The organism is Mesorhizobium sp. B2-3-4, assembly GCF_006442315.1.
GTDB lineage: Bacteria > Pseudomonadota > Alphaproteobacteria > Rhizobiales > Rhizobiaceae > Mesorhizobium.
In genome coordinates this window covers 81546-92938 of the sequence record NZ_VFVY01000004.1, presented here as the reverse complement: position 1 = coordinate 92938, position 11393 = coordinate 81546, and the positions used below count along the sequence as shown (strand labels likewise).

The following is an 11393-nucleotide window of genomic DNA, read 5'->3' as shown; positions in this document are numbered from 1 at the left end:
GGCGGCAGATGTCTGTCACCTTGATCCCGGTCTGATGCGCGCCCGCACGGTGCTGGTCACGGGTGCCCGCGCGCCGGTGGCGTTGCATCTGGCGCGGCTGCTGCATGGCGCCGGCCTGAGGGTGGTCCTGGCCGACAGCCCGGCCCAGCCGATCGCAGCAGCAAGTATCGCCTGCGCCGCCTACCACCGCCTGCCGCCGCCGCGTTTTGCGCTGCCGGCCTATTACAGGGCAGTGGAAGAGCTGGTTCGCCGCGAGGGCGTGGAGCTGGTTGTCCCGACCTGCGAGGAGGTTTTCTACCTCGCGCAGCTGTGGCGTGACCGAACCATGCCAGCTCGCCTGTTCACGCCTGACATGGACCTGCTGGCCAGGGTTCACGACAAGCATGCCTTCATTCACCTGGCGCAGGACTTCGGCCTTGCCGTACCGGAAACGACGCTCCTGCAATCCAGTGGGGACATCGAGGCCGTGCGCGGCCATGCGCGCGAGCTTGTGTTCAAGCCGGTCTGGTCGCGTTTTGCCAGCCATGTGCTGCTGCGGCCGCCGCCCGGTGCGCTCGATGCCATAGAGCCTTCGACAGCGGCGCCGTGGGTGGCGCAACGTTTCATCGCCGGCGATGAGATCAGCGCCTATGCAATGGCGCGGGACGGCAAGCTCGAGGCGCTGGCGCTCTATCGTTCCCGCTATCGCGCCGGCAAGGGTGCCGGTATCTGGTTCGAGCGCGTCGAGGATGAAGTCGCGCGCCGTTTCGTCGAAGCCTTCGTCGCCGGCACCGGCTGGACCGGCCAGATCTCTTTCGACCTGATGCGGCAGCATGACGGCACTGTGCTGCCGCTCGAATGCAACCCTCGTGCCGTCAGCGGCCTGCATTTCTTCCGCGATCCGCAGGCTTTCACCGCCGCCCTGCTGGGGGGCGGCGAAGTCAGGCCCGATCTGGACCGGCCTCAGACAGTGCGGCTCGCCATGTGGGTCTACGGCCTGCCGGCGGCCATCGGTTCAGGCGAGCTGCAGCGCTTCCGCCAGGCAATGCATGGTGCCGACGAGTTGCTCGACTGGCCTGATGATCCCGCGCCCAAAAGGACGCAGTGGCGTGCACTGGCCGAGATCGCCGCGACGGCGCTGCGCCAGCGCATCAGCCTGCAGGCCGCCTCGACGCGTGACATCGAATGGAACGGACCGCTTCAAAGCTCGATCTGATGCACGCGCGGCGTCGCCGCGGCGGGCGGTATTTCGCCCGCCATGATGGCCGCGATGTCACGGCGCAGGAAATCGAGCGGCCCGATCGCCGGCGATGCAAGGGGAGGGTGGCGGGCATTGTCGCTCGCCGATTTCAGCACCTTGCGGTCCTGGCTGAGCGCGATGTTGAACAACGGCTTGAAGGCGAGCGCCTTGAGAGGGCCGAGCCAGCCCTGGCGCGGGCCGATCAGCCAGCCGACGCCTTCGACGGTGTTTTCATCCGCCTGGCGCAGATGGAACGTCGTGGCCAGCGCCAGTCCGTCCTTGCCCCAATATTCCAGCTCGGCGATGCCCGGATGACGGAAGCGGCCGATGGTTTTCGTGCGCTCGCCTTCCAGCAAGCGGCTGATCAAGCCTTGCTGGCGCTCCTCGCCGGTGTAGCAGGCCTCGACCCAGCCTTCGCCGCCGGTCACCTCGACCCGCACCAGATGCCGTTTGGCGCTGAGCCCACGCAGCAGGCCCTTATGGGTGAAATGCGTGTGGGTGGCGTCAAGGATGTTTTCGGCGGCGTCCAGCACGGTCGACTGCGTCGATGAGCGCACGCGCCGCACGATCACGTCCCGGCCCTGCATGCAGTGGAGATACGGTTCGGCCTCCGGCGTTCCCGCCGAGACGAAGATGATGCCATCGCGCTCGATCGCGCCGTAGCGCCGCACGCGGTAGCGCGGCACCTCGCCGACATGGCCTGGAATGGCGGTGCACAGACCTTGGTCATCGTAGCGCCAACCGTGATAGGGGCACTCGATCTCGCCGTTGATGACCTTGCCGGTCGACAGCTCGACCAGCCGGTGCACGCAGCGGTCGAACAGCGCCGCGATCCCCTTGTCCGAACGGAACAGCACCACCGGCGCGCCGTCGAACAGGATACGCCGCGGTTTGGCGCCGACATCGGCCGAAAGTGCCACGGCCTGCCAAAAATCCTTCCGCACGGCCTTGCTCACAGTTCAAATCTCCGAAGCAGGGGAATCCCGATCCACGCCAGCACCCGCTCCATTGTCCCCACCGCAAAGCGCTGGCGAAAAGGCAAATGCCCGACATAGCAGGCGTTGTACTCGATCGCCGGTACGGCGCCGCGATGGCGTTTGAAGGCGGCCGCACCGGCACTCATGTTGAAGAACAGGCCGCGTGCCGTGGCGTGGTCCTGGGCCATCGCCATGGCCATCCGGTAGAGCCCGTCGCCGACCGGCAGACTGGTATCGTAGCCGACGATCGGCTGGGTCAGCGTCGCGCCGTTCTCGAACAGGCCGGTGACGGCGACGAGTTGTCCCTTTTCGTCTCGCAAGCCGGCAAGCCGCAAGATGCCATGCCGGTGCATCTCAGAGATATAGCGCGCGCTGTAGTGCGGATTGAGCGGCGTGTATTTCCTGAGATAGAGCATGTCGTAGAGCTCCTGGCTCCTGACATAATCGGCCTCGGTGAAATCGGCGTCGCCAACGATGCGTAACGATGTGGTGCGCAGCCGCGCGCGGTCGCGTTTCATGTCGCGCGTCATCGGCGGCACGGCGCTGCGGTCGGCGAAAATATAGACCTGGCGCGCTGCCAGCATGCGAAATCCCTCCGCCTTGAGGGCCGCGATGCTCGCAGGATCGGCGATCTCGTTCAGCGAGCGGATGACGATTGCGCGATCGGGAAATCGTGTCGTCGAATCCCTGCGCATCGCCGCGACTGAAGTGCGATCGAGCAGCGGCACGGGATTGGTGGAAAAAAGCCAGTTGTTGACCTGCACCTGATGATCGAGGCCGCTTGCCTTCACCAGCGGGGCGCATAGACCGATCAGCATCCGGAGCGCCCTTTGCAGCAGGGGATTCGACGCGAAATTGCGCGTCTCGTCGATTGCATAGTCGATATAGGCGCTGGACGGGCAGCAGATGTAGCAGTTCGGCGCGTCGGCGGCATTGTTCAGCGTCAGCGGAAAGGAGCGCCCGGCGATCTCGAAAGGTTCGACACGGACAGTCAGGTTGGCGACGAGGTCGCGCACCGGCACCGTGTTGAAGAGGTGCGCGAAAGCCTCGACCTTGCGCCGGTCGTTCTCGACGCGGTCGGCTTGCTCCGGGGGCTGCTTTAGCGCGGTTGACGGGGCCCGGCTCACGGCGCCGGCTCCGCCGGCAACCGGCATTCGACCCGGCGCAGCTTGCGGCCGATGTCCAGGGGCAGGGGCGCGCGGATGAGGTCCACGACGGCCGTCGCCTGGCGCGAGGCGAACAGTCCGCGCAGCGCCGAGAAGGCCGCCTGTGCCGCGTCATCGGCCAGGTCGGGCGCCAGGCGCAACTCGACCGCCTCGGGCGCCGTCTGGACCAGGCGGAAGTCGTCGATGCGCCGATCCGCCTTCAACACCGCATTGCGCAGTATATCTGGCGTGATCAGCAGCGGGCCTCGCGCCGAGGCCAGACGGAAGGCATCATCCATGCGGCCGACGATCTCATCGACCGTGCGCAACGGCGAGCCGCAACGGCACGGCGAGGACGACAGGCGCAGGAGATCGTTCATCCGGTAGCGCGCCATGATCTGCGTCCGGCGGCGGAAGGCGGTGATCAGCGGCGTCACCAGGCCATCGCCGACCGGTTCGAATTCGAAGAAGATGGAATCCTCGGCCAGATGCAGCCCGCCCTGCCGGCAGGTGACCGCGAACAGGCCTTCGGTCGCCATGTAGATCTGGTCGAGTCGCTGCCCGAAGAACGCTTCGATAACAGGGCGGTCGACCGGATCGAGCGTTTCGGCGGCGCTGAAGACGCGTAGCGGCGAGAGCCGAAAACGCTCGGTCGCCAGATGCCGCAACATCCTGGGCGGCGCGATGATCACGGTCGGCGCGAAAGCCTCGAGTGCCGCGCGCCAATGCTCCGGCCCGAGCGTCAGGTCGAAGAAGCAAAGGTCCAGCCGCTTCGACTGGCGTGCGCTGTCGTAAAGGCCGGTATTCTGCGGCAGGATCACCGCCACGCGCTGCCGACGCCAGAGGAGGTCGGGAATGGCTTTCGCCAGGATCGTCCCCAGCCAACGATATTTCTCGGCTTGCGAAATGACGAAAAGGCCGCGATTGCCCGAGGTGCCGGTGCTGGCGCCGACGGTCAGCGCGCCGAGACGGCCGTCACCCGCAGCCGCTGGCCAGGCGTCGTCCGCCGATACGCCGGCGCTGTTGAAGCGCTCGAAATTCGCCATCAGCAGCGACTTGTCGGTTATAGGCAGGTCGCCGAGACGGCGCGCCGGCTTGCCATAGAAGGGCGCGAGCGGCAGATCCCGGTCGAGCCAGCGCCGCAAGGCGCGCGTCTGCCAGCGCTCGAAACTCTTGCGGCTCTTGCGCGAAACCCAGAGAGTGACGGCAAACGAGCGGATCGCCTCGCCAAATCCGTTCATCCGGCCTCCGCGGTGAGGTCGTATGGCGTCAGCCCCGGGTCGTGGCAGAACATCACTTCGCCGCCGGCTGCAAGGAAACGCCGAAGCGTCGCGCTGGTCCGGTCGATGGCGGCGAAATCCTCGGCCAGAAGCCGCGCGGGAAAGCCCGGCGTGCGGTTCTCGACCAGCGCCTTGCTGAGCCACTGCACGTCGACGGCGTAAAGCAGCGGCAGTTCCGTCTCAGGAAACAGTAATCCGAACTGGCCGTCGGCGTGGCCGGGCAGATCGACCGCGATCACGCTGCCATCGCCGAACAGATCGGCTCCGCCGGGAATGTCGCCGTGTGGCGGGACCTGTTTCATGCTCGACAGCCCGTCGAGCCTGGCTTCGAAATCACTGGGGAAAAGTTCCGTGAATACGCCGTGGCGCAGATTCTGCCGGGCGGTCCGCGCGTTCAGCCGCGACCAGGCGGCATCGCTGGCGATGAAGCGGGCGTCGGGAAAAAGCGACAGGCCCGAAATATGATCGGCGTGAAAATGCGTGACGATGACGGTCTTGACGTCGCGCGGCGTCAGGCCGAAGCGCGCCAGCACCGGCAAAACCTGTTCGGCCTCCACCAGTTCGGGCCCGAGCACGGCGCCGTAGAAGCGCAGCATGGCGCCGCGCCCGGCACCTTTTGTCACCTCAGGCGTATAACCCGTATCGATCAGCACCGGGCCGATGCGCGCATGGAGGATCAAGCCGTAGCGCACGCGCAGCCGGATTTTCTGCCAGCCGCCACCGCGCAGGATCAATTTCTCGGGGGCCACGACCCAGGCGCTGTTGGCGAAGGCGATCTTCAAGCTGCTCCCCCACGTCTTGCGGTCATAGCCCGGCCAGCCTCGGCGAATGTGCGATCCAGCCCTTCGTCGAAAGACACTTTCGGCGTCCAGCTGAGAATGCTCCTTGCCTTGCCGATGTCGAGGCTCTGGGCATAGGCGAACAGGCCGAGACCATAGCGGGTCACGCGCGGTTCGGGCCGGCCCGGCAGGCGCAGCGCCACCGCTTCCATGATGCCCGCCGCCAGCATGGCCGGGCCAAGCGGCATCTTGCGCCATCGCGCCTTGACGCCGGCGCGCGCGCAGGCCTGTTCGGCGATACGGCGCACCGGCAGCACTTCGCCGCCGGAGACGTTGAAGACCTGTCCTTCGGCCGCTTTGCCAGTGCCAAGCGCGGCCAGAACCGCATCGACGACATCGTCGACATGGGTAAGGTCGATGCAGGCCCTGCCGCCGCGAAACAGCGGCAGCGGCCGCCGTGCCGCCTGCAGCAGGCGCGGCAGCAACGCCTGGTCGCCGGCGCCATAGATGCCCCTTGGCCTCAGGATGATTGGCCCGATGTCGGATGCCGCAAGGACCAATTTTTCAGCCCGCTGCTTGGTGCGGGCGTAATGATTGACCGGATCGGGCGCCGGCATGTCTTCGGTGACGCCGAGCTGGTCGCGGAAGGCAAAGCCAACAGAGGGGCTGGAGATATGGACGAAACGCCGCACTCCCTGCCGGCGCGCGAAGGCCAAAACATTCCGGGTTGCGGTCACATTGGCGGCTTCGAACTCCGCCAGCCGCCCGAACGGCGCCGAGAGCGCGGCGCAATGGACGATGGCCTCGACACTGCCAAGCAAGGGATGGAGCGAGGCATCAAGGGGACGTGACAGGTCAAGGCGCGCCACCGCATGGCCGGCGGCTTCGAGCGCCGCGCAGCGCCCGGCATCGCGCCCCTGCGCCAGGACCGGCACCCCGGCCACCGCCAGTCGTGCCGTCAGATGACCGCCAAGGAAGCCGCTGGCGCCGGTGACGAGCACGCGTCCCATGCTCATGCCACCAACGCCATGCCGCCGAAGGAGACACCTGCCGAGGTTCCCAGGAACAGCACCCTGGCGCCCGGCCTGACCCGGTCCTGCTTGCGCGCGACATCGAGCGCGAAGGGAATGGAGGCCGCGATCTGGTTGCCGTAATGCGCGGCGATGTCGACCAGTCTTTCCCTGCCGAATCCGGTCTGCCGCGCCATATGGGCCAGTGCGAACGGGCTCGCCTGATGCGGCACGACGACATCGACCTCTTGCGGCTGCCAGCCGGCCCGTCGCAAGAGTTCGCCGACGAAGCCGTTGAAGTGGCGCGAGGTCACCCGGAACAACTCCTTGCCATCCATGCGGAAAAGGCTGTTGCGGGAAAATTCTTCCGGCTGCAGGTGGAAGTCGAAGCGCGTGCCACCGGCGCCGATGCCGCAGGACTCGTAGGCCGACGGATAGGTGCGCATCAGGGCGGCCGCCACTTCGCCCTCTCCGGGCGCTGCCTTGCGCAACACCGCCGCCGCGGCGCCATCGCCGAACAAAGCGGCCACCTCGGGCTGTTCTTGCCAGGGCAGGGCACGCGAGGCGATCTCGGATGAGAACACCAGCGCGGTCTCGCATTGCCCGGCCTCGATCAGGCGGGCGGCGGTTTCGAAAGCGGTGAGGAAGCCGAGGCATGTGCTGTTGACGTCGAAGGCCGCGGCTGACCCGTCGGCCAGCCCCAGGCGCTGCATGACCAGAGGTGCCGTCGAAGGCAACGGCTGATAGGGAACACCGCATCCGCCGATGACAAGATCGACGGCGCTTGGCTCGATTCCGGCTTCAGCCAGCGCCAGGCGCGCTGCCGCACAGGCGAGATCGACCTGCGATTCGGTCGTGCAGACAAAGCGCTCCACGACACCGGTCACGGCTTCGAGCCGCCCCGGGCCAAGGCCGAGCCGCTCGTCCAGACTGCTTGAGGTCACGCATTGAGCGGGCACGGCGCGCCCGGTTCCGACGATCTTGATCCGCATTCTCAGCCGCCCAGTGAGTTGCGCTTTCTAACGCATAAACCGGACCGATGGTAAGAGTGAGGCGGCCATGCTCAAAAAGGGGAGAGCGAACCGGGTGACCTCAATCCGATCCTATAGCCAAAGGCGCATATTCGATTGCCACCACGCCGTTGCTCAACGGTGTGGCTGAAATCAGCTCGAGCGGCACTTGTTCGCCCTGCGGGAACAGCGGCTTGCCCTGGCCAACGCCGCCGGGATAGCTGAGCAGCCTGACGCGGTCGACCAGGCCGTGGCGCAGCAATTGCTGCGCGACGCTGAGGCTGCCATGAACATAGATGTTGCCGCCACTACCTTGCTTGAGCGCCCTCACTGCTTCCGGCAAGGAACCCTTGAGCAGTTCCGCCGGCTTCCAGTCGAGCGCCTTCAGGCTGGTCGACGCGACATATTTCGGCAATGCGTTGAACCGGTCGGCGAAGTCCCCGGTTTCATCAGGCCACGAGCCGGCAAAAATCTCATAGGTCGTACGCCCCAGAAGCATGGCGCCGCTGTCGGCAAGCTCGTCCGCCTTGAATTTGTTCATTTCATCGTTCCAGACGACAGTCGGAAGCCTCTCGACCTCGGCTATGCCATCGACGCTGATGAATTCGGTGACGATGAGTTTTCGCACGGCGCTCTCCTTCTTTGCTCAAAGGACGAACCGCAGGTCCGCTTTGCGACATGCGGCGCGAAAAATGTCCCCGCGCGTCGTTAGAGAATGGCTTCCGGCGTATTCGTGGAAGGACCAATACGGTGGGAAGAATACGATCGATCTGGACTAAGCTCGCAAGATCGGATTTTGGTAAAACGTCGGAAACAGTTGCCCCAAGAACACATCGCAAGGATCATGGGATTCGGGATCTTCATCCATCGCTCAGATTCGCGATACAACGATCGCCCCGCAGAGCAATATCAGTTTCCTCGCCCTTATCTGCGCCGCGTTGAGGCATGTGTCGGCGGCTGGATCATTTATTATGAACCCAGCAAAGTAAATGATACCCGAGGCTACTACGCTGTGGCGAAAGTCCAGCAGATTGTTCCCGATCCTGTGACGCCCGAAATGTATCTGGCTCTTATTGAGCCCGGGACCTACCTTGATTTCGTCAATCCTGTTCCATTCAACGGACCTCATGGTCTCGTTGAAAGAGGGCTGCTCAACCCCGAGGGGCAGCTTTCCGGTCGCGCGCAGTCTGCCGTTCGCCCGCTCACCTCAAGCGATTTCAACCGCATCATCGATTTGGGGTTGGACACAAGCAAGTTGTTGCTGCCGCGCATGGAAGAGGTCGAACCATCTGCCGGCTTCCAGGATGAGCAGGCGCCATTCGAATTCGAGCAGAGTCGTGATCGCGTAAGCTACATCGGGTCGCGAATCGTGCGGGATCGTATTTTTCGCCGTATCGTCCTGCGGGCCTATGACGAGCGGTGCGCAATCACGGGGCTCAAGCTGATCAATGGCGGTGGCCGGGCAGAGGTTTCAGCCGCTCATATTCGGCCGGTCGAAGCGAACGGGCCTGATATTATCAACAACGGTATCGCGCTGTCGGGTACCGCGCATTGGATGTTCGATCGGGGATTGATCAGCTTGTCCGACGATTTGGAAATCCTGATCTCGCGACAGGTCAATGATCGCGAAAGCGTGCGATCGTTCGTAAACAAGACCGGGCGAGCACTTCCGCCGGGACGGCCGTTTGAATGGCCGAATCCGCGTTTCTTGCAGTGGCACCGCGAGAACTGTTTTAAGCAGTAGCGTTTCGCTGAGGTCGCCGCGCCTCAGTCCTTCGCCCGCTCCACATAGGACCCGTCGGCGGTCATCACCACCACGCGGGTGCCGGGCGCGATGTGCGGCGGCACGGCGGTGCGCACGCCGTTGGAAAGGACTGCCGGCTTGTAGGACGACGAAGCCGTCTGGCCCTTGGTCGTCGGCTCGGTGTCGACCACTTCGAACGTGGCGCGCTGCGGCAGGACCAGGGCGATCGCGATGCCGTTGAACTGTGACACCTGCACCGGCATGCCTTCCTGCAGATAGGGCGCGGCGTCGCCGACCACGGCTTCGGTCACCGCCACCTGGTCGTAGGTTTCCGGGTTCATGAAGTGATAGCCTTCGCCGTCGGCGTAGAGGAAGGTGTGCTCGCGCTCCTCGACATAGGCGCGCTCCACCTGTTCGGTGGTGCGGTAACGCTCCGAGACCTTCACCCCGTCGCCGATGCGGCGCATGTCGAGCTGTGTCACGGGGGTGCCCTTGCCGGGATGGATGTTTTCGGCAAAGAGGATCACATAAAGCTTGCCGTCCTTGTCGACGACATTGCCTTTGCGGAGCGAACTGGCGATGACTTTCACCACGGTTTTAAATCCTGCGAGAGTTGACGGGCGTTTGCCGGCTTGCGCGGCGCTGGATGGGGGCCTAGCGCATCTTGGCGCGAACCGCCAGCCCCCTCGGCGAACCGAAGCGCGCCGATGACCGCGGCTTCGCCCTGGTGGACGCCGCATGTTCACGCCGACCGCCGCCCACGCCTGATACTGCGCAACGGGCTGACGGCCGCCATGCGCGACTGGTTCGCCCGCCATGATTTCATCGAGGTGGAGACGGCGGCGCTGCAGGTCTCGCCCGGCAACGAGGCGCATCTGGCGGCTTTCGCTACCGAGGTGGTCGGGCCGGATGGCGCCCATTCGCCGCTTTATCTCCACACCTCGCCGGAATTTGCCTGCAAGAAACTGCTTGCCGCCGGCGAGCAGCGCATCTTCAGCCTGGGTCCGGTCTACCGCAACCGCGAGCGCGGCCCCTTGCATCATCCCGAATTCACCATGCTCGAATGGTACCGGGTGAGCGAGACCTATGAGAGCCTGATGCGCGATTGCGCCGATCTGCTGGCGCTGGCCGCGACAAGGGCAGGGGCCACGCGCTTTTCTTTCCGTGGCCGCGACTGCGATCCGTTCGCGGAGCCGGAACGGCTGACGCTGGCGGATGCCTTCGGCCGCCATGCCGGCATCGATCTGCTGGCGACGGTTGCCGCCGATGGCGGCACCGACCGGGACGCGCTTTACGCAGCGCTGGTTAAAGCCGGCCTGCGCACGGCGCCTGACGACAACTGGGCGGACTTGTTTAGCCGCGTGCTGGTGGAAAAGATCGAACCGTTCCTCGGGCAGGGGCGGCCGACGATCCTGTGCGAATATCCGGTCGCCGAGGCGGCACTTGCCCGGCCGAGCCCCCGGGATTCGCGTGTCGCCGAACGTTTTGAGCTCTATTGCTGCGGTGTCGAACTCGCCAACGGCTTTGGCGAACTGACCGATTCCGCCGAGCAGCGCCGGCGCTTCATCCTCGAAATGGACGAGAAGGAGCGCATCTATGGCGAGCGCTATCCGCTCGACGAGGATTTCCTGGCAGCCCTTGCCGTCATGCCGCAGGCCAGCGGCGTCGCGCTCGGCTTCGACCGCCTGGTGATGCTGGCGACCGGCGCGCAGAAGATCGAGGATGTGATCTGGACGCCGGTCGCGGTATCCTGAAGGAGAGCCGCTGCAGGCCCGATCCCATCAGTGCGCGAAAACCTGCTCCAGTGAGCGAAAGCCCTTGAATTCCAAGGCGTTGCCCGAGGGGTCACGGATGAACAGCGTGGCCTGTTCGCCCGGCTCGCCCTTGAAACGGACCATTGGCCGCTCCAGCCAGTCGATATCGTCGCGCGCTTCCAGCCGCGTGGCCAGGCGCTGCCAGTCATCCATCAAGAGCACGGCGCCGAAATGCGGGATCGGCACCAGAATGCCGTCGACCTTGCCGTCGCTGGCGGCTTGCGCGGCCTGCGGCCGCAGATGCGCCGACATCTGGTGGCCGTAAAGGTCGAAGTCGACCCAGGTCGCGGACGAGCGGCCGATCGCGCAACCCAGCACCTCGCCATAGAAAGTTCGGGTTTCATCGAGATCACGGACCGGAAAGGCGAGATGGAAAGGCGTCATGGCGAGGGCTCCAGATAGGCAAAAGCCGGGA

General features: G+C 65.1%; 12 protein-coding genes. 3 read left to right on the top strand and 9 right to left on the bottom strand.

All coding sequences use genetic code 11. The features are described 5' to 3' along the window. Window positions 1-34 precede the first annotated feature (34 nt). On the top strand, window positions 35-1195 hold the full coding sequence (locus tag FJ967_RS08305) for a hypothetical protein (protein ID WP_140731233.1): 1161 nt from the start codon (window positions 35-37) through the stop codon (window positions 1193-1195). On the opposite strand, the gene FJ967_RS08300 is transcribed toward FJ967_RS08305, so the two are convergent. The 7 genes from FJ967_RS08300 to FJ967_RS08270 form a co-directional block, all read right to left on the bottom strand. Then, a complete protein-coding gene (locus FJ967_RS08300) occupies window positions 1180-2163 on the bottom strand; it encodes a Rieske 2Fe-2S domain-containing protein (RefSeq protein WP_140731471.1) in 984 nt (327 codons plus the stop codon). The genes FJ967_RS08305 and FJ967_RS08300 overlap by 16 nt on opposite strands. 8 nt (window positions 2164-2171) lie before the next feature. Next, complete coding sequence (locus FJ967_RS08295; RefSeq protein ID WP_246675220.1) at window positions 2172-3323, bottom strand: GNAT family N-acetyltransferase; 1152 nt, start codon at window positions 3321-3323, stop codon at window positions 2172-2174. Further along, on the bottom strand, window positions 3320-4582 hold the full coding sequence (locus FJ967_RS08290) for a F390 synthetase-related protein (protein WP_140731231.1): 1263 nt from the start codon (window positions 4580-4582) through the stop codon (window positions 3320-3322). Before FJ967_RS08290 ends, FJ967_RS08295 begins: the two co-directional genes overlap by 4 nt. Then, window positions 4579-5403, bottom strand: coding sequence for an MBL fold metallo-hydrolase (locus tag FJ967_RS08285; RefSeq protein WP_140731230.1), 825 nt, complete (start codon window positions 5401-5403; stop codon window positions 4579-4581). Before FJ967_RS08285 ends, FJ967_RS08290 begins: the two co-directional genes overlap by 4 nt. Continuing rightward, complete coding sequence (locus FJ967_RS08280) at window positions 5400-6416, bottom strand: NAD(P)-dependent oxidoreductase (RefSeq protein ID WP_246675219.1); 1017 nt, start codon at window positions 6414-6416, stop codon at window positions 5400-5402. Before FJ967_RS08280 ends, FJ967_RS08285 begins: the two co-directional genes overlap by 4 nt. Beyond that, window positions 6413-7402 carry a 3-oxoacyl-[acyl-carrier-protein] synthase III C-terminal domain-containing protein gene (locus FJ967_RS08275; protein ID WP_140731229.1) on the bottom strand — a complete coding sequence of 330 codons (990 nt, stop codon included), beginning with the start codon at window positions 7400-7402 and terminating at the stop codon, window positions 6413-6415. Before FJ967_RS08275 ends, FJ967_RS08280 begins: the two co-directional genes overlap by 4 nt. A 100-nt stretch (window positions 7403-7502) precedes the next feature. Beyond that, on the bottom strand, window positions 7503-8048 hold the full coding sequence (locus tag FJ967_RS08270; protein WP_140731228.1) for a dihydrofolate reductase family protein: 546 nt from the start codon (window positions 8046-8048) through the stop codon (window positions 7503-7505). Between the two features lie 216 nt (window positions 8049-8264). Between FJ967_RS08270 and FJ967_RS08265 the strand changes: the two genes are divergently transcribed. Next, a complete protein-coding gene (locus FJ967_RS08265; RefSeq protein ID WP_140731227.1) occupies window positions 8265-9164 on the top strand; it encodes an HNH endonuclease in 900 nt (299 codons plus the stop codon). Window positions 9165-9187: 23 nt separating this feature from the next. On the opposite strand, the gene efp is transcribed toward FJ967_RS08265, so the two are convergent. Continuing rightward, window positions 9188-9757 (bottom strand): elongation factor P, encoded by a 570-nt coding sequence (gene efp, locus FJ967_RS08260; protein ID WP_140731226.1) that lies wholly within the window; start codon window positions 9755-9757, stop codon window positions 9188-9190. A 114-nt stretch (window positions 9758-9871) separates the two neighbouring features. On the opposite strand from efp, the gene epmA reads away from it, so the two are divergent. Then, entirely contained in the window at window positions 9872-10918 is a 1047-nt protein-coding gene (gene epmA, locus FJ967_RS08255) for an EF-P lysine aminoacylase EpmA (protein WP_140731225.1), read from the top strand. 27 nt (window positions 10919-10945) lie between these two features. On the opposite strand, the gene FJ967_RS08250 is transcribed toward epmA, so the two are convergent. Continuing rightward, a complete protein-coding gene (locus FJ967_RS08250; protein ID WP_027042200.1) occupies window positions 10946-11362 on the bottom strand; it encodes a VOC family protein in 417 nt (138 codons plus the stop codon). Window positions 11363-11393: the final 31 nt, after the last annotated feature.

What these genes read in the sequence shown, in the direction of transcription:
- FJ967_RS08250 (WP_027042200.1), bottom strand. Translation starts at nt 11,362, where the DNA reads ATGACGCCTTTCCATCTCGCCTTTCCGGTCCGTGATCTCGATGAAACC.
- FJ967_RS08290 (WP_140731231.1), bottom strand. Translation starts at nt 4,582, where the DNA reads ATGAACGGATTTGGCGAGGCGATCCGCTCGTTTGCCGTCACTCTCTGG.
- FJ967_RS08275 (WP_140731229.1), bottom strand. Translation starts at nt 7,402, where the DNA reads ATGCGGATCAAGATCGTCGGAACCGGGCGCGCCGTGCCCGCTCAATGC.
- FJ967_RS08280 (WP_246675219.1), bottom strand. Translation starts at nt 6,416, where the DNA reads ATGAGCATGGGACGCGTGCTCGTCACCGGCGCCAGCGGCTTCCTTGGC.
- FJ967_RS08305 (WP_140731233.1), top strand. Translation starts at nt 35, where the DNA reads ATGCGCGCCCGCACGGTGCTGGTCACGGGTGCCCGCGCGCCGGTGGCG.
- FJ967_RS08265 (WP_140731227.1), top strand. Translation starts at nt 8,265, where the DNA reads ATGGGATTCGGGATCTTCATCCATCGCTCAGATTCGCGATACAACGAT.
- epmA (WP_140731225.1), top strand. Translation starts at nt 9,872, where the DNA reads ATGACCGCGGCTTCGCCCTGGTGGACGCCGCATGTTCACGCCGACCGC.